Origin of the sequence: Streptomyces sp. NBC_01446, from assembly GCF_026340095.1 — a bacterium.
Classification (GTDB): domain Bacteria; phylum Actinomycetota; class Actinomycetes; order Streptomycetales; family Streptomycetaceae; genus Streptomyces; species Streptomyces aureus.
On sequence record NZ_JAPEPO010000001.1, the window covers coordinates 5,738,270 to 5,760,845 of the forward strand.

24 protein-coding genes are annotated in these 22,576 nt (G+C 71.1%); 11 read left to right on the forward strand and 13 right to left on the reverse strand.

Features of this window, described 5'->3' with window-relative positions:
• Positions 1-15: 15 nt before the first annotated feature.
• Positions 16-807 carry an SDR family oxidoreductase gene (locus OG456_RS25705; RefSeq protein ID WP_266564873.1) on the reverse strand — a complete coding sequence of 264 codons (792 nt, stop codon included), beginning with the start codon at positions 805-807 and terminating at the stop codon, positions 16-18.
• 134 nt (positions 808-941) lie between these two features.
• Here OG456_RS25705 and OG456_RS25710 point away from each other — a divergent pair, with 134 nt between their 5' ends.
• A complete protein-coding gene (locus OG456_RS25710) occupies positions 942-2,591 on the forward strand; it encodes an alkaline phosphatase (protein ID WP_266564875.1) in 1,650 nt (549 codons plus the stop codon).
• Between the two features lie 201 nt (positions 2,592-2,792).
• Here the strand turns inward: OG456_RS25710 and OG456_RS25715 are convergent, their stop codons facing one another.
• Positions 2,793-3,791 carry a Gfo/Idh/MocA family protein gene (locus OG456_RS25715; RefSeq protein WP_266569429.1) on the reverse strand — a complete coding sequence of 333 codons (999 nt, stop codon included), beginning with the start codon at positions 3,789-3,791 and terminating at the stop codon, positions 2,793-2,795.
• A gap of 124 nt (positions 3,792-3,915) precedes the next feature.
• Here OG456_RS25715 and OG456_RS25720 point away from each other — a divergent pair, with 124 nt between their 5' ends.
• The 3 genes from OG456_RS25720 to OG456_RS25730 are packed head-to-tail and all read left to right on the forward strand — an operon-like array spanning position 3,916 to position 7,401.
• The gene (locus OG456_RS25720) at positions 3,916-5,229 is read left to right on the forward strand and encodes a multidrug effflux MFS transporter (protein ID WP_266564877.1); all 1,314 of its coding nucleotides are present in this window, start codon (positions 3,916-3,918) and stop codon (positions 5,227-5,229) included.
• On the forward strand, positions 5,163-6,353 hold the full coding sequence (locus OG456_RS25725; RefSeq protein ID WP_266564879.1) for a serine hydrolase: 1,191 nt from the start codon (positions 5,163-5,165) through the stop codon (positions 6,351-6,353). Before OG456_RS25720 ends, OG456_RS25725 begins: the two co-directional genes overlap by 67 nt.
• A 31-nt stretch (positions 6,354-6,384) precedes the next feature.
• Complete coding sequence (locus tag OG456_RS25730) at positions 6,385-7,401, forward strand: small ribosomal subunit Rsm22 family protein (RefSeq protein ID WP_266564881.1); 1,017 nt, start codon at positions 6,385-6,387, stop codon at positions 7,399-7,401.
• 114 nt (positions 7,402-7,515) lie between these two features.
• On the opposite strand, the gene ddaH is transcribed toward OG456_RS25730, so the two are convergent.
• Together ddaH and OG456_RS25740 are read right to left on the reverse strand one after the other, a co-directional pair.
• Positions 7,516-8,337, reverse strand: a complete 822-nt coding sequence (gene ddaH, locus OG456_RS25735; RefSeq protein ID WP_353963575.1) for a dimethylargininase — start codon at positions 8,335-8,337, stop codon at positions 7,516-7,518.
• Between the two features lie 241 nt (positions 8,338-8,578).
• A complete protein-coding gene (locus OG456_RS25740; protein WP_116502378.1) occupies positions 8,579-8,761 on the reverse strand; it encodes a DUF6243 family protein in 183 nt (60 codons plus the stop codon).
• A gap of 166 nt (positions 8,762-8,927) precedes the next feature.
• Between OG456_RS25740 and OG456_RS25745 the strand changes: the two genes are divergently transcribed.
• Positions 8,928-9,554, forward strand: coding sequence for a TetR/AcrR family transcriptional regulator (locus tag OG456_RS25745; protein ID WP_266564886.1), 627 nt, complete (start codon positions 8,928-8,930; stop codon positions 9,552-9,554).
• Here the strand turns inward: OG456_RS25745 and OG456_RS25750 are convergent.
• Entirely contained in the window at positions 9,541-10,386 is an 846-nt protein-coding gene (locus tag OG456_RS25750) for a glycerophosphodiester phosphodiesterase (RefSeq protein WP_266564888.1), read from the reverse strand. The genes OG456_RS25745 and OG456_RS25750 overlap by 14 nt on opposite strands.
• Before the next feature lie 180 nt (positions 10,387-10,566).
• On the opposite strand from OG456_RS25750, the gene OG456_RS25755 reads away from it, so the two are divergent.
• A complete protein-coding gene (locus OG456_RS25755; RefSeq protein WP_266569430.1) occupies positions 10,567-11,292 on the forward strand; it encodes a bifunctional DNA primase/polymerase in 726 nt (241 codons plus the stop codon).
• Between the two features lie 36 nt (positions 11,293-11,328).
• Here OG456_RS25755 and OG456_RS25760 read toward each other — a convergent pair whose 3' ends face one another.
• From OG456_RS25760 to efeO, 4 genes are all read right to left on the reverse strand, one after another.
• On the reverse strand, positions 11,329-12,315 hold the full coding sequence (locus OG456_RS25760) for a hypothetical protein (protein WP_266564890.1): 987 nt from the start codon (positions 12,313-12,315) through the stop codon (positions 11,329-11,331).
• Positions 12,316-12,384: 69 nt separating this feature from the next.
• Positions 12,385-13,242, reverse strand: a complete 858-nt coding sequence (gene efeU / locus OG456_RS25765; protein ID WP_266564892.1) for an iron uptake transporter permease EfeU — start codon at positions 13,240-13,242, stop codon at positions 12,385-12,387.
• Positions 13,243-13,249: 7 nt separating this feature from the next.
• Positions 13,250-14,533, reverse strand: a complete 1,284-nt coding sequence (efeB, locus tag OG456_RS25770; protein WP_266564894.1) for an iron uptake transporter deferrochelatase/peroxidase subunit — start codon at positions 14,531-14,533, stop codon at positions 13,250-13,252.
• 30 nt (positions 14,534-14,563) lie between these two features.
• Positions 14,564-15,718, reverse strand: a complete 1,155-nt coding sequence (gene efeO / locus OG456_RS25775; protein WP_266564895.1) for an iron uptake system protein EfeO — start codon at positions 15,716-15,718, stop codon at positions 14,564-14,566.
• Between the two features lie 205 nt (positions 15,719-15,923).
• Here efeO and OG456_RS25780 point away from each other — a divergent pair, with 205 nt between their 5' ends.
• Positions 15,924-16,565: a PhzF family phenazine biosynthesis protein gene (locus OG456_RS25780; protein WP_266564897.1), complete on the forward strand. Its 642-nt coding sequence runs from the start codon at positions 15,924-15,926 to the stop codon at positions 16,563-16,565.
• Here OG456_RS25780 and OG456_RS25785 read toward each other — a convergent pair whose 3' ends face one another.
• Together OG456_RS25785 and map are read right to left on the reverse strand one after the other, a co-directional pair.
• Positions 16,566-17,216, reverse strand: a complete 651-nt coding sequence (locus tag OG456_RS25785) for a heme oxygenase (biliverdin-producing) (protein WP_266564899.1) — start codon at positions 17,214-17,216, stop codon at positions 16,566-16,568.
• A 146-nt stretch (positions 17,217-17,362) separates the two neighbouring features.
• Positions 17,363-18,220, reverse strand: coding sequence for a type I methionyl aminopeptidase (gene map / locus OG456_RS25790; protein WP_266564901.1), 858 nt, complete (start codon positions 18,218-18,220; stop codon positions 17,363-17,365).
• A 58-nt stretch (positions 18,221-18,278) separates the two neighbouring features.
• Between map and OG456_RS25795 the strand changes: the two genes are divergently transcribed.
• A complete protein-coding gene (locus tag OG456_RS25795) occupies positions 18,279-18,512 on the forward strand; it encodes a hypothetical protein (protein ID WP_266564903.1) in 234 nt (77 codons plus the stop codon).
• Positions 18,513-18,857: 345 nt separating this feature from the next.
• On the opposite strand, the gene OG456_RS25800 is transcribed toward OG456_RS25795, so the two are convergent.
• A complete protein-coding gene (locus tag OG456_RS25800; protein WP_266564905.1) occupies positions 18,858-19,460 on the reverse strand; it encodes a hypothetical protein in 603 nt (200 codons plus the stop codon).
• A gap of 82 nt (positions 19,461-19,542) precedes the next feature.
• Between OG456_RS25800 and OG456_RS25805 the strand changes: the two genes are divergently transcribed.
• The 3 genes from OG456_RS25805 (at position 19,543) to OG456_RS25815 (ending at position 21,647) form a co-directional block, all read left to right on the forward strand.
• Positions 19,543-20,625, forward strand: coding sequence for an exo-alpha-sialidase (locus OG456_RS25805; RefSeq protein WP_266569431.1), 1,083 nt, complete (start codon positions 19,543-19,545; stop codon positions 20,623-20,625).
• A gap of 9 nt (positions 20,626-20,634) precedes the next feature.
• Positions 20,635-21,339, forward strand: a complete 705-nt coding sequence (gene npdG / locus OG456_RS25810) for an NADPH-dependent F420 reductase (RefSeq protein ID WP_266564907.1) — start codon at positions 20,635-20,637, stop codon at positions 21,337-21,339.
• 110 nt (positions 21,340-21,449) lie between these two features.
• Complete coding sequence (locus OG456_RS25815; protein WP_266564909.1) at positions 21,450-21,647, forward strand: hypothetical protein; 198 nt, start codon at positions 21,450-21,452, stop codon at positions 21,645-21,647.
• On the opposite strand, the gene OG456_RS25820 is transcribed toward OG456_RS25815, so the two are convergent.
• Complete coding sequence (locus tag OG456_RS25820) at positions 21,637-22,437, reverse strand: site-2 protease family protein (protein WP_266564911.1); 801 nt, start codon at positions 22,435-22,437, stop codon at positions 21,637-21,639. The two genes, OG456_RS25815 and OG456_RS25820, sit on opposite strands and share 11 nt — an antisense overlap.
• Positions 22,438-22,576 lie beyond the last annotated feature (139 nt).

The following is a 22,576-nucleotide window of genomic DNA, read 5'->3' on the forward strand; positions in this document are numbered from 1 at the left end:
GTGGAGATTAATTCCTCAACCGCGGCCGATGTACGGCATGTTGGTCGCCAGGACCGTCGCGAACTGCACGTTCGCCTCCAGGGGCAGCTCGGCCATGTGCCGCACCGTGCGCGCCACATCCGCGACATCCATCACCGGCTCCGGCGCCAGCGTTCCGTTCGCCTGGAGGATCCCGGTCCGCATGCGCTCCGTCATGTCGGTCGCCGCGTTGCCGATGTCGATCTGGCCGCACGCGATCCGGTACGGACGCCCGTCCAGGGACAGCGACTTCGTCAGCCCGGTCAGCGCGTGCTTCGTCGTCGTGTACGCGGTCGAGCGCGGCCGCGGCGTGTGGGCCGAGATGGAGCCGTTGTTGATGATCCGGCCGCCCTGCGGGTCCTGCTCCTTCATCTGCCGGAACGCCGCCTGCGCGCACAGGAACGCGCCGTTGAGGTTCGTGTCGACGACATGGCGCCAGGCGTCGTACTCCAGGTCCTCGACCGGGGACGCGGGCCCGAACGTGCCCGCGTTGTTGAAGAGCAGGTCGAGGCGGCCGAACCGGTCGCGTACGGCGGAGAAGAGTGCTGCCACGTCCTCGGGGTTCGAGACGTCGGTCCGTACGGAGAGCGACCTGGCCGCGGCCTCGGGCGCGAGGGCCGCCGTCGCGTCGAGGGTCTCGGTGCGGCGGCCCGCGAGCGCCACCTGCCAGCCCGCGCGGAGCAGTTCGACGGCGACGGCCCGGCCGATGCCGGAGCCCGCGCCGGTCACCACGGCGGTCGGTACGGCGGTCGGTTCGTGCGGTTCCGGGGCGTTGTTCTGAGCGTTCATGGCCCCGGAGCGTACGGCAGAAGGGGTTACGCGGAGATCACTCATCCGCCATGTGGCGGCCGTGCGCATGACAGGTCACGGTCGTCCCCCGGCACTCCAATTTCCTCTGACAACAACCGTCAGGGGAGGGCCACATGACAGCCGAAGGACGCCATCCGAGCCAGCACTCGCCCGAACTGCGCGCCGCGGCGGGCCACTTGGGCCGCCGTCGCTTCCTCACCGTCACGGGCGCCGCCGCCGCGCTCGCCTTCGCCACGAACCTGCCGGCCGCGGGCACCGCGAGTGCCGCCGAGTTCGACGCGCGGAAGATCACCGCCGACCCGTTCACGCTCGGCGTGGCCTCCGGCGACCCGCTGCCCGCCTCCGTCCTGCTGTGGACGCGCCTGGCCCCGTCCCCGTACGAGGCGGACGGCGGACTGCCCGCCCAGCGCGTTTCCGTCGAGTGGGAGCTCGCGCACGACGAGCGCTTCCGGCGCGTCGTCAGACGCGGCACGGCCACCGCGCACCCCGAGTTCAACCACTCCGTCCACGTCGAGGTCGACCACCTCGCGCCGGGCGGCGTCTACTACTACCGCTTCCGCACCGGCAAGTGGGTCAGCGGGACCGGCCGGACGCGCACGGCGCCCTCCGCCCACGCCCGCACCTCGGCCCTCACCCTCGCCGCGGTCTCCTGCCAGGCCTACCACGACGGCTACTTCACGGCCTACAAGCACCTCGCCGCCGACCCCTCCGTGGACGTCGTCTTCCACCTCGGCGACTACCTCTACGAGTACGCCGTGAACTCCGCGGGCGGCGTCCGCGGCTACACGGGCGGCGACGTACTGCCCGCCCACTTCAACCGCGAGACCGTGACGCTGGAGGACTACCGGCTGCGGTACGCGCTCTACAAGTCCGACCCGGACCTGCGGGCCGCGCACGCCGCGCACCCCTTCGTCGTCACCTGGGACGACCACGAGACCGAGAACAACTACGCGGACGACATCGACGAACAGGACGGCCCGCCCGCCGAGTTCCTGCTCCGCCGCGCCTCCGCGTACCGCGCCTACTGGGAGAACCAGCCCCTGCGCCGCCCGCAGCTTCCGCAGGGCCCCGACGCCCAGATGTACCGGCGCCTGACCTGGGGCAAGCTGGCCCAGTTCGACATCCTCGACACCCGCCAGTACCGCTCCAACCAGGCGTACGGCGACGGCTCCCACATCCCCGGGCCCGAGTCGGACGACCCGGCGCGCACCATCACCGGCGCCACACAGGAGCGGTGGCTGATCGACGGCTGGCGCCGCTCGCACGCCCTGTGGAACGTCGTCCCGCAGCAGGTCACCTTCTCGCAGCGCAAGCTCGACCTGAACGCGGCCGCGAAGGTGTCCATGGACGCGTGGGACGGCTACCGTGCCTCGCGCCAGAGGGTCCTCGCCGGGGCCAGGGCCGCCGGCGTCGACAACCTGATGGTGCTCACCGGCGACGTCCACGTCGGCTACGCCTTCGACATCAAGGACAACTTCGACGACCCGTCGTCGAAGACCCTCGGCACGGAGATCGTCGCCACGTCCATCAGCAGCGGCAAGGACGGCGCGGACAAGCCGGCGAACTGGGGCACGTACACCCAGGCCAACCCGCACCTGAAGTTCTACAACGGACGCCGCGGCTACGTGACGGTCGCGCTCGGCGAGCACGAGGCCCGCGCCGACTTCAAAACGGTCCCGGCGGTGACGACGCCGGGAGCCCCGATCGCCACGGCGGCGTCTTTCGTGACGGCAGTGGGCAAGCAGGGCCTGCGCCCGGCATAACGGGGGCCGGCCACCCCGCGCCCCTGATTCTTTCGGGGGCGCGGGGGAGTCCCTTCCGCGGGACGGCGCGCGCGGGGGAGCGCCTTCTCGGGGGACGGCGCGCGCGGGGGAGCGCCTTCTCGGGGGCGCGGACATCTGTCTTCAGGGGCGCGGGGAACTGCGCGACAAGTCCCCACCGCGCGTCACCCGGCGACGAAACCGTCACCGCTCCGACGGATACCGCACCCCGATCCGCTCCCGGACGGAGTCCAACGTGCGCATCACGGCGAGCGACCCCGCCAGCGGCACGAGCGGCGACTCCGTATCGCCGGCCCGCACCCGGTGCATCACCTCGCCCGCCTCATGCCGGAGGCTGTCGCGCGGCCCGTCCTCCGCCTCCGCCGTGAACTCCTGCGGCTCCCGCCCGTCGCGGTGCAGCACGAACCGGTCCGGGTAGAAGAAGCCGTGCGGAATATCGATACGGCCCTTGGATCCGGTGATCGACGCGGTGACCGGAGTGCCCGCGTCGATCGAGCAGTTGAGCAGCGCGTGAGCACCGCTCTCCCACGAGAGCAGCATTCCCGTACGGAGATCGACGCCCTCGTCCGAGAGCGCCGCTCTCGCGGTCACCTCCGAGGGCTCCCCGAGGATCAGGTGAGCGAACGACACCGGGTACACGCCCAGATCGAGCAGCGCGCCCCCGCCCTGCGCGGGATCCCGCAGCCGGTGCGCCGGAGGGAAGGGCCCCGCGAGCCCGAAGTCGGCCTGCACCGTGCGGACTTCACCGATCGCACCGTCGTCGACCAGCGCCTTCAGTCTCCTGATCAGCGGATGGCAGTACATCCACATGGCCTCCATCAGGAAGAGGCCACGGCTGCGGGCGAGCGTCACCAGCTCCTCCGCCTCGCGCGAGTTCAGCGTGAACGTCTTCTCGCACAGGACCGCCCGGCCCGCCTCCAGGCACAGCCCGGCGGCCACGCGGTGCGCGGAGTGCGGGGTCGCGACGTACACGACGTCGACGTCCTCGTCCTCGGCGAGCGAGGACCAGTCCCCGTACGCCCGCGGGATCCCGAACCGCTCCGCGAACGCCTTCGCCGAGGCGTCGGAGCGGGACGCCACGGCGACGACCTCCGCGTCCGGCATGTCGAGAAGGTTCGCCGTGAAGGACGCGGCGATGCCCCCGGTCGCCAGGACGCCCCACCGCACGCGCTCACGTTCCACCACTGAAGGCCCCCTGCCAGGTTCCGGCCACTGCCCTTGCCGGCACGTCACGAAATGTGGTCTCAACCAATGCACCTGAGCTGAGAGCATAGGTAATCGAATGAACGACCGGGAGGGGAACCGCATGCCGGATCACGGCCGCCAGCAAGCGTCCGCGCGCGAAGCGCAGCGCATACCCGAGGCGCCACCCGTCGCGGGCCCCACGCTCACCGCCCGCCGCCGCACCGGCTTCCTGGTCACCCTCGTACTCGGCGGACTCACCGCCGTACCCCCGCTGTCCATGGACATGTACCTCCCGGCACTGCCGGAGGTCACCGGCGCGCTGCACACCTCGGCCGCCACCGCCCAGCTCACCCTCACGGCGTGCCTCACCGGCATGGCGCTCGGACAGCTCGCCGTCGGCCCGATGAGCGACAAGTGGGGCCGCAGGCGCCCCCTCCTCATCGGCCTCCTCGTCTACATCGCCGCCACCGCGGTCTGCGCCCTCGCCCCCACGGCCCCGCTCCTCATCGGCTTCCGTCTGATGCAGGGCCTCGCCGGGGCCGCCGGCATCGTGATCGCGCGGGCGGTCGTGCGCGACCTGTACGACGGTGTCGAGATGGCGCGCTTCTTCTCCACCCTCATGCTGATCTCCGGCGTCGCCCCGATCGTCGCGCCCCTCATCGGCGGCCAGGTCCTGCGGATCACGGACTGGCGCGGCATCTTCGTCGTCCTCACCGTCGTCGGCATCGCGCTGACCGCCCTCGTCTGGAAGGGCCTGCCCGAGACGCTCGCCCCCGAACGGCGGCACGGCGGAGGCACCGCCGAGGCGCTGCGCACCATGCGCGGCCTCCTCGCCGACCGCGTCTTCACCGGCTACATGGTCGCGGGCGGCTTCGCGTTCGCCGCGCTGTTCGCCTACATCAGCGCCTCGCCGTTCGTGGTCCAGGAGATCTACGGCGCCTCGCCCCAGACCTTCAGCCTCCTGTTCGGCATCAACTCGGTCGGCCTGATCGCCGTGGGCCAGATCAACGGCAAGCTCCTCGTCGGCCGCGTCAGCCTCGACAAGGCGCTCGCCGTCGGCCTCTGCGTCATCGCGCTCGCCTCCGCCGCGCTCCTGCTCATGGCGACCGGCGTCTTCGGCGACGTGGGACTCGTACCGATCGCGGCCGGACTGTTCGTCCTCATGTCCGCGATGGGCCTCGCCATGCCCAACACCAACGCCCTCGCCCTGATGCGCACCCCGCACGCCGCGGGCTCCGCGTCCGCGCTCCTCGGCACGTCCTCCTTCCTGGTCGGCGCGATCGCCTCACCGCTCGTCGGCATCGCGGGCGAGGACACCGCCGTCCCGATGGCCGTGGTCCAGCTGGCCTGCGCCCTGGCGGCCATCGCATGCTTCATGGGACTGTGCCGCCCCTGGCGGCGCGGGACCGGGCCGACGCGGGAGGCGGAGCACTGAGTACCCCACGACTGCGCCCCGGCACCCCCGAACGCGCCGGGCTCGACCACGACGAGCTGCGCCGCCTCGTCCAGGATGTGCGCGAACTGCCCCGCGGGGCGCGCCCCTGGTGCGCGGGCGCCGTCGTCCTCGCGGGCCGCGGCCCGGTCGTCGCCGCGCACGAGGCGGCGGGCTGGGGGATGCGGTACCTCGCCTACGACGAGACGGCCGACCGGGGCGTCGAGCTCCCGCCCGCGTCCCGCGTCCCCATGCGCCCCGACACGGCCTTCGACCTCGCCTCCCTCACCAAGCTCTTCACCACCGTCGCCGCCGTGCAGCAGCTGGAACGCGGCACCCTCGGCATCGACGCGCGAGTGGGCGCCTACGTCCCCGAGTTCACCGCCGCCGCCGAGCACGACATCACGATCCGCCAGCTCCTCACCCACACCTCGGGCCTGCGCCCCGAACTCCCGCTGTACGACTGCCCGGACGACGCGGCGCGCCTGACGGCCCTGCGCACCGAGGCCCCGTCCTCCCCACCCGGCGCGTACCTCTACTCCGACCTCAACATGCTGCTGCTCCAGCACGTCCTGGAGCGCCTCACCAACCGCCGCCTCGACGTCCTCGTGCGCGACGGCATCACCCGGCCTCTCGGCATGACCGCGACCGGCTTCGGCCCGCACCCCGGCGCCGCCGCCACCGAGGACCAGCGCCGCCCCTGGGCCAAGGCCGACCGTGGCCTCCTGCGCGGCATCGTCCACGACGAGAACGCCTGGGCACTCGGCGGCGTCGCCGGTCACGCGGGCCTCTTCTCCACGGCGTACGACCTCGCCGTCCTGTGCCGCACCCTGCTGAACGGCGGCTCGTACGGCACCGCCCGCATCCTCGGCCCCGACTACGTCGAGCTGATGCTCACGGCCCCCGGCCTCGGCTTCCAGCTCGACCAGCCCTGGTTCATGGGCGAGCTCGCGGGCCGCGGCGCGGCCGGACACTGCGGCTTCACCGGCACGTCGCTCGTCCTCGACCGCGTCACGGACACGTTCCTGATCCTCCTCGCGAACACGGTCCACCCGCGCCGCAGGCCCCCGCAGAACGGGCCGCGCGCCTCGGCGGCGACGCGTCTCGCGCGGGCCGCGGGCGCGTAGGCAGCCCCCGGGACGACCGTAGAATCACGGGGTGAACGCCCCTCTCTCCTCTTACTCGCCGGCCTCACCGGCCGACACCCTGCGCGCGGCCCTCGCGGGGCTGCTCGACGGGCTGCCGCCCACGCAGGCGGCGCGCGCCGTCGAACGGCTGATCGCGAGCTACCGGGGGACCACCCCGACGGACGCGCCGATCCTGCGGGACCGTGCCGACGTCGCCGCCTACGCCGCGTACCGGATGCCGGCCACCTTCGAGGCGGTCCGCTCGGCGCTCGGCGCGCTCGCCGACGCGGCGCCGGAGGGCTGGGCGCCCGGGAGCCAGGTGGACGTGGGCGGCGGGACGGGCGCCGCGGTCTGGGCCGTCGCCGACACCTGGGCGGGCGAGCGCGATGTCACCGTCCTCGACTGGGCCGAGCCCGCGCTCGCCCTCGGGCGTGAACTGGCCGGTTCCTGCGACCGGTTGGCCTCCGTGCGATGGCAGCGCTCACGTATCGGAGCGGCGCTCACCATCGAGAGCGCCGATCTCGTGACGGTGTCGTACGTCCTCAAGGAGCTGACCGCCGACGACCGCCGCGCCGTGGTCGACGCCGCGGCCGCCGCCGCGAGCCCCGACGGGGCCGTGGTCGTCGTCGAGCCCGGCACCCCCGACGGCTACGAGCGGATCATCGAGGCACGCCGCCGCCTGACCGACGCCGGATTCCACATCGCCGCGCCCTGTCCCCACAGCGCGGCCTGCCCCATCGAGCCCGGCACCGACTGGTGCCACTTCTCGGCCCGGGTCAGCAGGTCGTCGCTGCACCGCCAGGTCAAGGGCGGCTCCCTCGCGTACGAGGACGAGAAGTTCAGCTACGTGGCCGCGACCCGGTTCGCGCCCGAGCGCCCCGCGGCCCGGATCACCCGCCGCCCCCAGATCCGCAAGGGCCAGGCACTCCTGGACCTGTGCGAGGCGGAGGGCGCGCTGGGCCGCGAGACGGTGACGAAGCGGCACGGGCCGCTGTACCGGGCGGCCCGCGACGCCGACTGGGGCGACGCCTGGCCTCCGGCCCCTTAGGGGGCGCGGGGCTGTGACTGCTCGCGTCTTCGCCGCGCGGGCGCGAACAGCCAAAGACCCCCGCACCCGGCGAACCGGCTCAGGCCTTCCGGCCCCGGGTTCCGGGCCGCGCAGCTACTCGCCGCGAAGCTCCGACGTGCAGCACTTCACGCTGCCGCCCCCCTTGAGCAGCTCCGAGAGATCCATCCCGACGGGCTCGAACCCGCGGGCCCGCAGCGGCTCGAACAGGCCGACGGTAGCCTGCGGCAGCAGTACGTGCAGCCCGTCCGAGACCGCGTTCAGGCCGAACGCCGCAGCGTCCGGCCCCGTGGCGATCAGCGCGTCGGGGAAGAGGCGTTCGAGTACGGCCCGGCTGCCCGGTGAGAACGCGTCCGGGTAGTACATGACCTCGTCCGCCCCGTCGTCGAGGACGGCGAGCGCGGTGTCCAGGTGGTAGTAGCGCGGGTCGACCAGGTCGAGGCCGATGACCGGGTGGCCGAAGAACTCCTGCGCCTCGGCGTGCGAGAGCGGACTGGAGCGGAAGCCCCGGCCGGCCAGGACGTACGAGGCGGTGACCGCGAAGTCGCCCTCGCCCTCGTTGATGTGGACGGGCTCGTGGACCGTCGCGTAGCCGCGCTCCCGGAACCAGTCCAGGTGCGCCGCGGCCTCGGCGGTGCGCTGGGGATGGGCGAAGCGGGCCCCGAGCACCCGTCCGTCGAGGACGGTCGTGCCGTTCGCCGCGAAGACCATGTCGGGCAGGCCGGGGAGGGGTTCGAGCTCGTCGACGCGGTGACCGAGCGAGCGGTAGCGGTCCCGCAGGTCCTCCCACTGCGCGAGCGCGAGCGGGACGTCGACCGGCTTGGCGGGGTCCATCCAGGGGTTGATCGAGTACGTGACTTCGAAGTGTGCCGGTGGGCACATCAGGTAATGCCGGGGTGTGGCGCGGCGACCAGGCAATGAGGGCTCCTCACGACCGCAGTGGCAGATGCGCCCATGGTGCGGTGCGAGGAGCCCTTACCGCTGTGCACCGAACGGGTGGTCCCTCTGAGTCACCGGCCCGCATGTCGCAGGCCGGCAACCCACCGGCCCGCGGCCACCGGCACACAACCCGCCGACCCCGCCACCCGCCCCGCCCGCCACCCACCGACCCGCCACCCGCCGACCCGCCACCCGCCGGGGCCCCGCTCTCACGACGGCGTCACGAACCCTCGCCCGCTGTGCGTTCCTCCCGGAGCCTGCGCAGCAGCTCCCGCTTCTGCGCCTGCGGGTCGAGACCGCCGCCGACCCGGCCGCCGCGGCCGCCGCCGCGCAGGGTCTTGCGGGAGAGATTGCTGCGGGTGCCGCCGACGCCCAGCATGTTCCCGGATCCACCTCGGCTCATCGTGGTCCCCCTTCGACCTTCGAATGGTGCTGTCCCGGGCGGGAGTTGAACCACCCGGAGCGAGACGAGGCGTCTCGCCAGCGACGTCCACTGTCGGCGAGACGAATCGTCTTGTCAAGAGAGTTGAGACGGCACGTCTCGCCTCGCTCGCTGATACATTCGAGCTATGGCTCAGAAGACCGCTCCCGACTCCAACCGCCGCAGCGAGCGCTCACGCCGCGCGATCTACGACGCCGCCCTCGCCCTCGTCGGCGAGATCGGCTACCCCAAGACGACCATCGAGGGCATCGCCGCCCGCGCGGGCGTGGGGAAGCAGACGATCTACCGCTGGTGGTCCTCCAAGGCGGAGGTCCTCATGGAGGCCTTCATCGACCTCGGCGTCCAGGCCGCGGAGGCGGCCGGAGCGGGCGACTGGGCGGAGGCGGACGGCATCCCGGACACCGGCGACATCGAGGCCGATCTCAAGGCGGTCCTGCGCGCCACCGTCGACGAGCTGCTCGACCCCCGCTACGACGCCCCGGCCCGCGCCCTCGCCGCCGAGGGAGTCGCCAACCCGGCCTTCGGCGAGGAGTTCGTCGGCCGCCTCCTCATGCCCGCCCTCGAGCTGTACGTACGACGGCTGCGCGCCGCGCAGGACGCCGGCCAGATCCGCGCCGACGTCGACCCGTACATCGCCCGCGACCTGTTCTCCGCGCCGCTCGCCCAGCGCTGGCTCCAGGGCACGGGCCCCCTGGACCACGCCTACGCCGACGCCCTCGTCGAGTACGCCCTCTACGGGCTCAGCCCGCGCTGACCCGCGCCCGCACGTCCGACGGGGTGCGGGCCAGCAGGCCCGGCGCGTCCGAGATCACGCCGTTGCAGCCGAGCCGCAGTACCCGGTCCCGCTGCCGAGGCGAGTTCACCGTGTGCGCCCACACCCGCGGGATCCCGGACCGCGCGGCGCGTACGAGATCGGCGTCGCGCGCCTGGTAGTCCACGTCGAGCAGGTCGACGAACCGGGCCCAGCGCGCCGGGCGGTCCGTGCGCATCTGGCTCTTCGAGCGCCACAGCTGCGACGTGAGGCCCATGTCGTGGGCGCGCAGGGCGACGGCGGGGTCGTTGGAGTTCACGAACACCGACCGGACCAGGCCCCGGCGTCGGATCATCGCGGCGAGCCCGTCCAGGCTGCGCGGGTCCTTCGCCTCCAGTGTCAGCACGATGCGCCCGCCCAAGCGGTCGAGGACCTCGTCGGCCGTCGGCAGCGGCTCGGCGCGCCAGCGGCCGGGCAGCGAGGCCCTCGGGCGCATCCGCACGCGCGCCCACTGCCGCGAGTCGAGTCTGTCCACCGGGCCCGAGGTGTACGTCGTGCGGTCCAGGGTCGGGTCGTGCATGACCACGATCGTGCCGTCGCGCAGCATCCGGGTGTCGAAGTCGAGGACCTGCGCGGTACCGCGCGCGTAGGCGGCCGTCAGGCCCGACATGCTGTTCTCCGGGACTTCCAGGGCGCCGCCGCGGTGCGCCGTGTAGACGATGCCGTGGAGGCTGTCGACGGTCAGGGGGCCGGAGTCCCACTCGAGGGGGGAGAGGGTCAGTGGGGCGAGAGCCAGGAGCCCGCCGAGGCCCGTCAGCGCAATCCGTGTGACCATGCCGACCACGGTAGGTGAGCAAATCACCGTAAACCCGCTAATGACACCCGCCTATCTTCCGCTTGTCGTATCGCTCGGCACCGCCCCGGGTACCCCGGATGTGGACTGTGGCCACCCGCGGCGCAGGATGGTGCGACCATGGGACATGCTTCTCGGTACTACGGCGAGGTGAGGGGATTGATGGGCGCGGAGTACGGCCGCCGGTCCGGCGGACAGGGCAGGATCTCCCAGTGGCTGCGCGCCAGGCGCCCGAAGGAGACCGAGGGCGATGACGGCCGCGAGGCGCTGCTCCTGGCCGCGGCCGACGCGGGACTGCCGCTCGCACCCGCCGCGTACCCCACCGACTACCGGTGTTCGTGCAGCCGCATCGGCTGTCCCACACCCGGCAGGCACCCCGTCTCGTTCGCCTGGCAGACGCAGTCCACGACGGACCGCGGCCAGATCGAGCGCTGGGCCAGGCACCAGCCGCAGGCCAACTTCATCACCGCGACCGGCATGGTCCACGACGTCCTTGACGTCCCCCTGGAGGCGGGCCGCGAAGCCCTCGAACGCCTCCTCGCGGCGGGCATCGACGTCGGCCCCGTCGCCGAGTCGGGCGGCGACCGCATGCTTTTCTTCACCGCCACCCGCGGCACCCCCGAGGACGAGGACGAGTGGTGGCCCTGCGAGCTGGACTGCCACCCCGAGACGATGGACGAGCACCCCGGCCTGCGCTGGCACTGCCGCGGCTCGTACGTCCCCGTGCCGCCCGCCCGGCTCCCCGGTGACCTGACCGTCGACTGGCTGCGCGGCCTCGAACACCCGCTGCCGGACCCGCTCACCCTGCTCGAAGCCCTCACGGACGCCTGCGCACGCTACGTGGGCGAGGAGAAGGACTTCACGGCAGCCTGGCCCTCGCGCGGCTGACGGGCGAGGGCCGGAGCTCGCGGAGAGCCCCCAGGGCTAGCTGCCCTTCGCGCCCGTCAGACCCTCGAGCCGCGTCAGTATCTCGACGTCGCCGCCCTTGGCCGGGTCGACGGCGACCTGGTTCGAGACGCGCTCCAGCGTCAGCGACTGCTTGACGTCGCCGGTCATCAGGGCCGTCACGTTCTCGTTGTCGACCGTGATGCTCAGGCCCTTGGACGCCGTCTGCTTCTCGTAGTGGTGCGTCGCGAAGAACACCATCGCCCCGCCGTCCGCGGTCCGCAGACCCAACGGCGCGTAGTCGCCCGACGTCATCGGCTCGTCGACATACTGCCGGGCGAGACCCGGACGGCTCGCGTTCTTCTCCCGCGTGGTCCGCCACTGTGACGTGTGCCGGCCCGGCGCGAAACCGTCCCCGCCGTCCTTCAGATACGTCGCGTACTTGCGGCTCATGTCCTGCGGCGCCACCGCGAGCCCCGCGGCGTCCGCCGTCACGGGCTGCGCCCAGCCGTCCTTGTCCTTCTTGAACTCGGGGACGTCACCGGGCGACATGAGCGTCAGATACGCCACCTGCCAGGGCCGGTTCACATCGTCGCGGGTGAAGACCAGCATCCACCGGAAGTCGCCGCCCCGGTTGGCCTTCGTGTTCGCGACGAACCAGCGGGGCCAGCCCGCCTTCTTGGGGATGGTGAACTCGGCGTCCGACAGCTCCAGATCCGAGTGGTTGGTGTTGCCGTCGGGGTGATTGGTGTGACCGGCCTTCAGCTTGGCGGCGTCGATCGCGCCGAGCGCGCCCGTCACATGGTCCTCGTCGAGCGACCCGTCGTACGCCTTGTCGGCCTTGTTGTACGCGGTGGTGAAATCCTTCAGGGCGCGGGCGGCCTCGGCCTTCGTGGCCGCCGGGAGGACCTCCCGCTCCCCGTGCACCGTCACACACCCGCTCGCCGTCACCGCCACGGCGGTCGCGAGGGCCACCGCCGTAACCGGCTTCCTGAGACCACGAGGCCTGCGGAGGAGCTTGCTCATCGGTTCTCTTCACCTTCCCCTTCCCGGGCCCGAACCCTATCGGGGAGGGGAGCGGCGCGAGCGTCCGGATCAGGCTTTGGCGGACTCACGAGGGGACTGCGCCTCGGACTTCGGCTTCCGGGACAGGAAACCGGCGGGCGCGAGGAACACCGCGAGCGTCGTGATCAAGTACAGCAGCCAGACGACGACTTGGAGGACCGTCGGATCGGGCTGGAAGTTGAACACGCCCTTGAGGAGCGTGCCGTACCAGCTGTCCGGCGGAATCGTCCCGCTGATGTCGAACGCCTTGCTGGACAGACCCCCCAGGAACTGCGCCTCCTGAAGGTCGTGCACGCCGTACGCGAGGACGCCCGCCGCCACGATCACCAGCATGCCGCCGGTCCACGTGAAGAACTTCGCCAGGTTGATCCGCAGGGCGCCCCGGTAGAACAGCCAGCCGAGGACGACCGCCGTCAGCAGACCCAGCAGAACACCGATCAGCGGACCGTGCGTGCCGTCGTTCGACGCGCGCACCGACGCCCATACGAACAGGGCGGTCTCAAGACCCTCGCGGCCCACCGCCAGGAACGCGGTCGCGACCAGCGCGGCCGTACCCATCTGGAGCGCCGCGTCCAGCTTGCCGTGCAGCTCCGACTTCAGATGCCGCGCCGTGCGCCGCATCCAGAAGACCATCCACGTCACCAGGCCCACGGCGACGATCGACAGCGAACCGCCGAGCGCCTCCTGCGCCTCGAACGTCAGCTCCTGCGAGCCGAAGGTCAGCGCGAAACCGAAGCCGAGCGCCACGGCGACGGCGATGGCGATGCCGATCCAGATGGGACGCAGCGCGTCACGCCGGTCCGTCTTCACCAGATACGCGATGAGGATGCAGACGACGAGGCTGGCCTCGAGTCCCTCGCGCAGACCGATCAGATAGTTGCCGAACATCGTGACCTCATGCCTCCTTGGAGAACAGCGCCCGGCCCCACCAGTCGCCGGAGTCCCGGACGCCCGGCGGGACGGCGAAGACGGCCGAACCCACGTGCTGGATGTACTCGTTGAGCGCGTCGCTGCGCGACAGGTTGCGCTGCACCCGGATGAACCCCTCGCGCACGTCCTTCTGGTAGGCCAGGAAGAACAGGCCGGCCTCCAGACGGCCGAGGCCGTCCGTGCCGTCGGTGAAGGAGTAGCCGCGGCGCAGGATGGTCGCCCCCGCGTTGGAGTCGGGGTGCGCGAGCCGCACGTGCGCGTCCGGCTTCATCGCCTTCAGGAACGGCTCGTCGCGCTCCTTGGCCTTGCCGACTGGGGCGCCCTCGCCCTTGTCGCGGCCGAAGACGTCCTCCTGCTCCTGGAGCGACGTACGGTCCCACGTCTCGATGTTCATCCGGATGCGCCGCGCGACGAGGTACGAACCCCCGCTCATCCAGGCCGAGTTGGCGTCCGTGTCCTTGGCGCCGACCCACACGTGCTGGTCCAGGCGGGCCGTCTCGGTGCCGGCGATGTTGCGGGTGCCGTCCTTGAAGCCCATCAGATTGCGCGGGGTCTGCGCGTCCGGAGTCGTCGACGACGTCTTGCCGAAGCCGAGCTGGGACCAGCGGATGGCGACCTTGCCGAAGCCGATCCTGGCGAGGTTGCGGATGGCGTGCACGGCGATCTGCGGATCGTCCGCGCAGGCCTGGATGCACAGGTCGCCGTCACTGCGGGCCTTGTCGAGATTGTCGCCGGGAAACTTGGGCAGGTCGACGAGAGCCTCCGGCCGCCGGTCCGCAAGCCCGAACTTCTCGAACAGGGACGGGCCGAAGCCGATGGTGAGCGTGAGCCGGTTCGGCTTGAGGCCGAGCGCCTCGCCGGTGTCGTCCGGCGGCGCCTCGGGCAGCCCGCCGTACGCTCCCTCGCCGACCGCGTGCCCCTCCGTCATGCGGGACGCGGCCTTCGTCCAGTCCTTCAGGAGCTGCACGAACTCGTCGCGGTCGTCGGTCTTCACGTCGAACGACGCGAAGTGCAGACGATCCTGCACGGCGGTGGCGATTCCGGCCTGGTGCGCGCCGTGGAACGGCACGGCGCCGCCCGAGTCGGCGACCGGCTGCGGATCGTCGCCGGTCCGCGTCACGGCGACGGCGCCCCCCGCGGCGGCGGCACCGAGCGCGAGCCCGGCACCGCCCACCGCGAGCAGCGAACGACGCGACGGCGTACGGGAGTTGTCCGACCCGACCGAGACATCGGTGGTGGTGTCCGTCATTCCTGACCCCTTACCTGAGTACCCGGAGGGCTACTTGACGACCGCGGCGGCGAGCTTGGACAGCGGCTCCGCGAGCGCGTTCACCGCGTCCGAGAGCTCCTTGCGGTCCGCCTTGCCGACCTTGTCGTAGGAGGTGAACTCGTAGGAGGTCTTGTCCTTGCGGTACTTGTCGAGCAGCGAGTCCAGGGCGCCGAACTGCTTGTCGAGCTCCTTCGTCAGCGCGGCGTCGTTCTCCGCGGCGACGGGCTTGAGCAGGTCGTACGCCTTCTCGGCACCCTCGACGTTGGCCTTGAAGTCGACGAGGTCGGTGTGCGAGTAGCGCTCCTCCTCGCCCGTGACCTTGCCGGTGGCGACCTCGTCGAGGAGCTCCTTGGCGCCGTTGGCCATGGAGGTCGGCGTGATGTCCGCCTTGCCGACGCGGGTCTGCCAGTCCTTGAGGTCCTTGTCGAGCTGCGTCGCCAGCTCCTTCTCCCGCGAGCCGATCTTCTTGTCCTGCCACAGCGCCTTCTCCAGGCGGTGCCAGCCGGTCCAGTCCGTCTTCGGGTCCTGCCCCTCCTCCAGGCCGTCCGCGCGGACGTCGACCTTCGGGTCGATGTCACCGAAGGACTCGGCGACGGGCTCGGTGCGCTCCCAGCCGATACGGGACGGGGCGTACGCGGCCTGCGCGGCCTTCAGGTCGCCCTTGCGCACGGCATCCGTGAACGTCGTGACCTTGGGCAGCGTCTCGTCGGCCTGCTCCTGCGCGTACGTCCGGTAGGCGGCGACGGCCTTGTCCAGACGGGCGTCCCGCTTGACGGCCTTGCCGCCGGTGACGGTCACCTTCTGCCGGATGCCGTCGCCCTTCATGCCGGGCTTGCAGGCGATCTCGTACGAGCCGGCCTTCACCTCGGCGGTGAGCTTCTGCTTGGTGCCGGGGCCGATGTTCTCGCGCTCGCTGACGATCCGGTCGTCCGGGAACAGGACGTAGACCTCGGTGACCTTGGAGCCCTTGTTCTCTATGGACAGCTCGACATGGCCGGCCGGGAACTCGGTCTTGGAGACATCGCACTTGTCGTCCGTGGCGGTGACCTCGACGACGCGGTCGCCACCGGCCTTGGCGTCGCTCTTCTGGGTGCAGCCCGTGACGGCGGCCAGGGTCGCCGCGGTGGCGGCGGCGGTGACAACAGTGAGTCGGACGGCTCGCATGCGGGCTCCAAGACGGTGAGGCACAGTGAGTGAGGCGAACCTAACTTAACCGAGGCTTACCTCAGTGCTACCCGGGGGTCCAGTGATTCAGCTCTCACAAAAAGCGCCGATCGCGCCCCGGACACAAGCGACCCATGGGCGACCCGAGAATTAGCAAAAGAAAGGCAAAAACCCACGACCTCCCGCCGAATGATTGACTGTCCCGGTGACGGACTACGACGTGCTCCGAGTCTTCTGCGGACCCCATGGCGACCACGGCAATGAGCTCGGAGTCGTACGGGAGGGAAGCGACGTCCCCGACGAGGGCGAGCGGCAGGCCCTGGCGGCGAAGCTCGGCTTCAGCGAGACGGTGTTCGTGGACGACCCGGAGCGCGGCGTCATCGACATCTACACGCCGACCACGCGCCTGCCCTTCGCCGGACATCCCTGCGTCGGCACCGCCTGGCTCCTGGATGTACCCGAACTGGTCACGCCCGCCGGAGAGGTGGGCACGCGACTGGACGGCGAGTTCACCTGGATCGAGGCGCGACCGGAGTGGGCGCCGCCCCGGACGCTGCGCGAGTACGGCTCGGCGTCAGAGGTGGAGGAACTCCAAGTCCCCCCGCCGGGCGAGTGGATCTACGCCTGGGCGTGGGAGGACGCGGCGGCAGGAAGGGTGAGGGCCCGAGGGTTCCCGGGCAGGAACGACGGAATCGAAGAGGACGAGGCGACGGGAGCGGCGGCACTCCTGCTCACGGCACATCTGCGCAGAGCCCTGAACATCACACAGGGCAAAGGCTCCCAAATCCTCACGGCCCCCCAGCCGGAAGGCCTGATCGAAGTAGGCGGCAGAGTCCGCCTGACCTGATCAGGCGGCGCTGCTGAACTCCTCGCCAAGAGCCCTGAAGACGGCGGTGTTGAGGGCGAACGCCCGCTTGCACTCGGCCACGATGCGCAGCTTCTCGAGCTCATCGACACGAACCCCGTCGAGCAGAACGCGATAACTCCGCTTGAAGGCGGCAGGGTTGGGAACCCCGTCGAACACGTAGAACCGCACGCCATCACCCTTGCGGGCGAAGCCCCAGTTCTTCTCGGCCTTGGCGCGAATGATCTGGCCGCCGGACAGATCCCCCAGGTACCGGGTGTAGTGATGGGCGACGTAGCCCCCGGGCCAGTCCCGGGCGCACTCGGCGACGCGGGAGGCGTAGGCCTGCGTGGCCGGCAGCGCGGAAACGCCGTCGCGCCACCCGGCCCCCCGGAGATGGGTCAGATCCCGCTCGATGGCGGGAACCCGGAACAGCTCGGCCTGTATGAACGGACCGGCGACGGCGGACCCCTCCAGCCCCTCAGCCGCCTCCTCCAAGGCCCCGTAGACGAACCAGAGTTGCTCGGTGTACCGGGCGTAGGCGTCGACGCCGAGGGCTCCGCCGAGAAGGTCGCTCATGAACGTGGTGCTCTCGGCCTCTGTGTGCTGCTCGTGAGAGGCGGTGCGGATCAGGGTGGAGAACGGCGTACCCATGAGGCCTCCAGATCGCTGAACTTAGGCTTGCCTAACTTGCCAGGTTCCCGACGCCCTGTCGGTAAAAACGCTACCCCGATCGCTCGCCGTGGCAACACAAAAGGCCCGCCCCTCATGAGAGGGACGGGCCTGTGGACGAATCCTCGTCAGGGCAGAGTGAGGATGTCCGCACCGGAATCGGTGACAACAAGTGTGTGCTCGAACTGGGCGGTCCGCTTGCGGTCCTTGGTGACAACGGTCCACCCGTCGTCCCACATGTCGTACTCGTGGGTGCCGAGCGTGAGCATGGGCTCGATGGTGAAGGTCATCCCGGGCTGGATGACGGTCGTGGCGTGCGGGCTGTCGTAGTGCGGAATGATCAGGCCGGAGTGGAACGACGAGTTGATCCCGTGCCCGGTGAAGTCCCGCACGACTCCGTAGCCGAAGCGCTTGGCGTACGACTCGATGACGCGGCCGATGATGTTGATCTGACGGCCGGGCCGGACGGCGTTGATGGCGCGCTTGAGGGACTCTCGGGTCCGCTCGACGAGAAGCCGGGACTCCTCGTCGACATCACCGACCAGATAGGTCGCGTTGTTGTCGCCGTGGACGCCGCCGATATACGCGGTGACATCGAGGTTGACGATGTCGCCGTCCTTGAGGACGGTCGAGTCGGGGATCCCGTGACAGATGACCTCGTTGACGGAGGTGCACAGCGACTTCGGGAAGTTGCGGTAGCCGAGGGTCGAGGGGTACGCGCCGTGGTCGCACATGTAGTCGTGCGCGATGCGGTCGAGCTCGTCCGTGGTCACACCGGGCGCGATGGCCTTGGCGGCCTCCTCCATGGCCCGCGCGGCGATCCGGCCGGCGAGGCGCATGGCCTCGACCGTCTCCGGGGTCTGGATCTCCGGCCCCTTGTACGGCGTCGGCGCGGGCTTGCCCACGTACTCGGGACGCCGGATGTTTCCGGGTACGGAACGAGTGGGAGAGAGCTCCCCTGGTACGAGCAGCGACTGGCCAGACATGCCAGCGAGTGTATCGAGCGGCCGTGGGGGACCATGGTCATGGCGAGAGGAGCCGCAGATGGCCCTGTTCAAGAAGCGGACCGTCGGGAAGCCCGGCGAGTGGTACTACTGCCTGGAGCACCAGAAGGTCGAGGAGGGGCCCGAGTGCCCCAACAAGGACCGTTTCGGCCCGTACGCGACGCGCGCCGAGGCGGAGCACGCGATGGAGACGGCGCGTGAACGAAACCTCGAATGGGAGACCGACCCCAAGTGGCACGACGCCACGGCCAAGGACGAGGACGACAAGACCTGAGGCCACCCTCTGACCGCACCGGGCGCCCCACCGGCGGCTGAGCCGCCGACGAGACATGCCGTGGGGGCACGCAGTCCCACCGGCGGCTGAGCCGCCGACGAGACAAGCCGTGGGGGCACGGAGTCCCGCCGGGCAGGTGGCCGCCGACGAGACGGGAGGGGACGTGGGGGCATGTGCGCGCGGAGCCACCAGCACCACGTACAGGTGATCAGCCAGCTGACGTGCACCCGTAGAACAGCGAGCACGTACATGCCCCCGCGGCCCCGCACCCGACAACACAACGGCCACCGACAACCCGCACCCAAGAACGCACACCCACCCCCGCCCACCCTTCGAGCGAGCCCCCTACCACCCCGCAGGCGGCGGTGAGGTCAGATGATCCGCCAGACGGGACAGCCGATCGCGGAAGCGCCGACGAGGCCCCCGGGCCGTCCCCCCGACGGGATTCTCACCGGCCGCCGCGCTGACCAGATGCTGCGCCGTATCGAGGTCGAGATCAGGACCGGGCGTGAGCGCCTCATGAGCCATGGCATGCAGATCACGGTCACCCGAGTCGATCGTCAGAACCGTGGCCCCGGCCCGCCGAGCGTCATGCACCCGCTCCAGCAAGTCCTCACCGGGCGCCCCAGGCGCCACGACGAGCAGGGTCTCGCCCCGCCGGGCCGCCTCGATGCGCCCGAGCCCCACCGCAAGATGGGCCGGATCCCCCACACCGGCCCGGTGCCGCACGAGCGTGGGCGACAGCTCGGGCATGCCGGTCCAAGCGGCCTCGTCCACAAGATGCGCCGCGAGATGCCACGGCTCGTACTCGGGCGTGCCGACGAGGAGCAGCCCACCCCCATGCGGCACGACGGAGCTCCGCAGCGCGCCGGCGAAGCGGCGCGCGGCGCCCAGCCACTCGGTTCCGGCGAGTACTTCCCGCAGCAGTGCGACCCGTACGGCGTCCATGCCTGCGCATACTGCCGCAACAGTCCACTCGTCAGGCCGAGTTCACCGGGAATTCCCTCTGGGCGGGGAGGGATGGAGGGTGCTGACTGAGACGTCTGTTCCCTTCCGCGCGGGGCGCGAGGGATACGCGAGTTTCCGGATCCCCGCGGCTGTCACGACACACTCCGGCGTGCTGCTCGCGTTCTGCGAGGGACGAGTGGGGTCGAGTCGGGACTACGGGAACATCGACGTGGTCCTGAAGAGATCCATGGACGGCGGCCGCAGCTGGGACCCGCTCCAGGTGGTGGCGGCGAACGGCGACGACCTGGCGGGAAACCCGGCGCCGGTGGTCCTGGACACGGGACGGGTCCTGATCGTCCACGTACGGAACGCGGCGCAGGCCACGGAAGCGGCGATCAGACGAGGCGAGGTGGAGCCCGAGGACGGGCGCCGGATCTGGGTGCAGCACAGCGACGACGAGGGGCTGACCTGGCCCGCACCCAGGGAGATCACGGCGCAGGCGAAAGACAGGTCCTGGCGCTGGTACGCCACGGGCCCGGGCCACGCGATCCAGACACGGAGCGGACGCGTGGTGGTGCCGGCCAACCACTCGCTCCCGCCCGCCGGAGACGACACCGGCACGGAGGGAAAGTACGACGGAGGCCACTGCCTGCTGAGCGACGACAGGGGAAGGACCTGGCGGCTCGGCTACGTGGACGACCACCCGGACGGCTGTGTGAACGTGAACGAGACGACGGCGGCCGAACTGCCCGACGGGCGGCTGTACTTCAACGCCCGCAACGACTCGCCGGCGCCGGGCACGAGGGCGGACGCGACATCGGAGGACGGCGGCGAGAGCCTGGTCGGGGCGTTCCGGCCGCAGGCTGGCCTCGTGGGCCCGGTGGTGGAGGGGAGCCTGCTGAGGCTGGGGGAGGCGCTGCTGTTCGCCGGCCCGGCGGACCCCGGGTCCAGGGCACTGATGAGCGTGCGGGCGAGCGAGGACGAGGGCGTCACCTGGCGAGTGGCCCACACGGTGGACGGCCTGCCCGCCGCGTACTGCGACCTCGTACGGATCGATGCCTCGACGGTCGGACTCCTCTACGAGACGGGAGACTTCGGCGCGTACGAGACGATCACGTTCAGACGGATCCCGGTCGCCGCGCTACTGGCCCGTACGTCTGAGTAAGGTCACGGTATGACCTCTACCGACAGTGTGCAGAAGGCGCCCGCGAAGGACCCCTGGGACCTCCCCGACGTATCTGGCCTGGTGGTCGGCGTGCTGGGCGGCACGGGCGACCAGGGCCGCGGGCTCGCGTACCGGCTGGCCCGGGCGGGCCAGAAGGTGATCATCGGATCCCGCGCGGCGGAGCGCGCCGAGGCGGCGGCGGGCGAGCTGGGCCTGGGCGTCGAGGGCGCGGACAACGCGGAGTGTGCGCGCCGCAGCGACATCGTGATCGTGGCGGTGCCGTGGGAGGGCCACGGCAAGACGCTGGAATCGCTGCGCGAGGACCTCGCGGGCAAGCTCGTGGTCGACTGCGTCAACCCGCTGGGCTTCGACAAGAAGGGCGCGTACGCGCTGAAGCCGGAGGAGGGGAGCGCGGCGGAGCAGGCCGCGGCGCTGCTGCCGGATTCGAGGGTGACGGCGGCGTTCCACCACCTGTCGGCCGTGCTCCTCCAGGACGAGGCGATCGACGAGATCGACACGGACGTGATGGTGCTGGGCGAGGAGCGGGCGGACACGGAGATCGTCCAGGCGCTGGCGGGCCGCATTCCGGGTATGCGGGGAGTCTTCGCGGGCCGGCTGCGCAACGCGCACCAGGTGGAGTCGCTGGTCGCGAACCTGATCTCGGTGAACCGCCGCTACAAGGCCCACGCGGGGCTGCGGATCACCGACGTGTAGAGCGCGGCCACCGCGGTACGGCCGGACGCGGAGCCGACGTGCAGCAGCGGAAGGGGCATGGGGGACACTGGTCGGCGTACGACCTCTCCGTCCGACAGGAGCCGACCCCCATGCCCCGCCTCGCTCTGTACGCCCTAGTCGTCTGCGTCCTCTCGGTGGTCGCCGCCGTGGTCGCCTTCGTGCAGGGCAGTCTGCTCGGCATCGTCTGGGTGCTGCTCGCGGGCCTCACCTCGAACATGACCTGGTACTACGTGCGCCGGGCCAAGGCGGAGAAGCAGGCGGAGGCGGCGGTCGCGCCTACTGCGTGACGACGGGGATGTCAGGGGTCCCCTGCCAGAAGCGATAGAACTCCTGCCCCCAGTAGGTGTCCCACTCGGTGACACCGAGGGAGCGCAGAATCGCGTGGATCGCCTCGAAGAACACCTCGTTCACCCCCGGGATCCACAGGATGCCGAAGACGGCGAGCAGCCCGAACGGGGCGAACGGCTCCACCTGCCGCCGGAAGCTGTGGGACAGCCAGGGCTCGATGACGCCGTAGCCGTCCAGGCCGGGGACCGGCAGGAAGTTCAGGATCGCCGCGGTCACCTGGAGCAGGGCGAGGAAGCCGAGCGCGTAGCGGAACGTGTCCGGCACCCCGCTCAGCGCGTCCAGCCAGAACGGCGCCGTGCACACGACGGCGAACAGGACGTTCGTCAGCGGGCCCGCCGCCGAGATGAGGCTGTGCCGCCAGCGGCCCCGGATCCGGCCCCGCTCGATGAAGACGGCGCCGCCGGGCAGACCGATCCCACCCATGATCACGAAGATGACGGGCAGCACGATGCTGAGCAGCGCGTGTGTGTACTTGAGCGGGTTCAGGGTCAGATAACCCTTCGCGCCGATGGAGATGTCGCCGCTGTGCAGGGCCGTGCGCGCGTGGGCGTACTCGTGCAGACAGAGCGAGACGATCCAGGCGCCCGTCACGAATAGGAAGACGGCGATGCCGGGCTGCGCGGCGAAGTCCGTCCACACGGCCCAGCCGGCGACGGCGGTGACGGCGGCGATGCCGAGGAAGACGGGGCTGATCCTGCGATCGCTGCGACGGGTGGCGGCGGTGGTCATGGAGGATGGCTCCCGGGGTGCGTGCGGCCTGGTGCGGTGCGGGGTCGACGGGCTGACCGTATCGGTGGTGCGGTGTGGGGGGAACGTGCTGGGGCAGGCCCCGGGTTCCGCGAAACCGGCGAAAACGTGCCCACTGCCC

Bases quoted from the DNA above. Each gene is read 5' to 3' on its own strand.
- OG456_RS25705 (WP_266564873.1), bottom strand. From the start codon at position 807: ATGAACGCTCAGAACAACGCCCCGGAACCGCACGAACCGACCGCCGTA.
- OG456_RS25710 (WP_266564875.1), top strand. From the start codon at position 942: ATGACAGCCGAAGGACGCCATCCGAGCCAGCACTCGCCCGAACTGCGC.
- OG456_RS25720 (WP_266564877.1), top strand. From the start codon at position 3,916: ATGCCGGATCACGGCCGCCAGCAAGCGTCCGCGCGCGAAGCGCAGCGC.
- OG456_RS25725 (WP_266564879.1), top strand. From the start codon at position 5,163: ATGCTTCATGGGACTGTGCCGCCCCTGGCGGCGCGGGACCGGGCCGAC.
- OG456_RS25740 (WP_116502378.1), bottom strand. From the start codon at position 8,761: ATGAGCCGAGGTGGATCCGGGAACATGCTGGGCGTCGGCGGCACCCGC.
- OG456_RS25745 (WP_266564886.1), top strand. From the start codon at position 8,928: ATGGCTCAGAAGACCGCTCCCGACTCCAACCGCCGCAGCGAGCGCTCA.
- OG456_RS25750 (WP_266564888.1), bottom strand. From the start codon at position 10,386: ATGGTCACACGGATTGCGCTGACGGGCCTCGGCGGGCTCCTGGCTCTC.
- OG456_RS25755 (WP_266569430.1), top strand. From the start codon at position 10,567: ATGGGCGCGGAGTACGGCCGCCGGTCCGGCGGACAGGGCAGGATCTCC.
- OG456_RS25760 (WP_266564890.1), bottom strand. From the start codon at position 12,315: ATGAGCAAGCTCCTCCGCAGGCCTCGTGGTCTCAGGAAGCCGGTTACG.
- efeU (WP_266564892.1), bottom strand. From the start codon at position 13,242: ATGTTCGGCAACTATCTGATCGGTCTGCGCGAGGGACTCGAGGCCAGC.
- efeB (WP_266564894.1), bottom strand. From the start codon at position 14,533: ATGACGGACACCACCACCGATGTCTCGGTCGGGTCGGACAACTCCCGT.
- efeO (WP_266564895.1), bottom strand. From the start codon at position 15,718: ATGCGAGCCGTCCGACTCACTGTTGTCACCGCCGCCGCCACCGCGGCG.
- OG456_RS25785 (WP_266564899.1), bottom strand. From the start codon at position 17,216: ATGGGTACGCCGTTCTCCACCCTGATCCGCACCGCCTCTCACGAGCAG.
- map (WP_266564901.1), bottom strand. From the start codon at position 18,220: ATGTCTGGCCAGTCGCTGCTCGTACCAGGGGAGCTCTCTCCCACTCGT.
- OG456_RS25795 (WP_266564903.1), top strand. From the start codon at position 18,279: ATGGCCCTGTTCAAGAAGCGGACCGTCGGGAAGCCCGGCGAGTGGTAC.
- OG456_RS25800 (WP_266564905.1), bottom strand. From the start codon at position 19,460: ATGGACGCCGTACGGGTCGCACTGCTGCGGGAAGTACTCGCCGGAACC.
- npdG (WP_266564907.1), top strand. From the start codon at position 20,635: ATGACCTCTACCGACAGTGTGCAGAAGGCGCCCGCGAAGGACCCCTGG.
- OG456_RS25815 (WP_266564909.1), top strand. From the start codon at position 21,450: ATGCCCCGCCTCGCTCTGTACGCCCTAGTCGTCTGCGTCCTCTCGGTG.
- OG456_RS25820 (WP_266564911.1), bottom strand. From the start codon at position 22,437: ATGACCACCGCCGCCACCCGTCGCAGCGATCGCAGGATCAGCCCCGTC.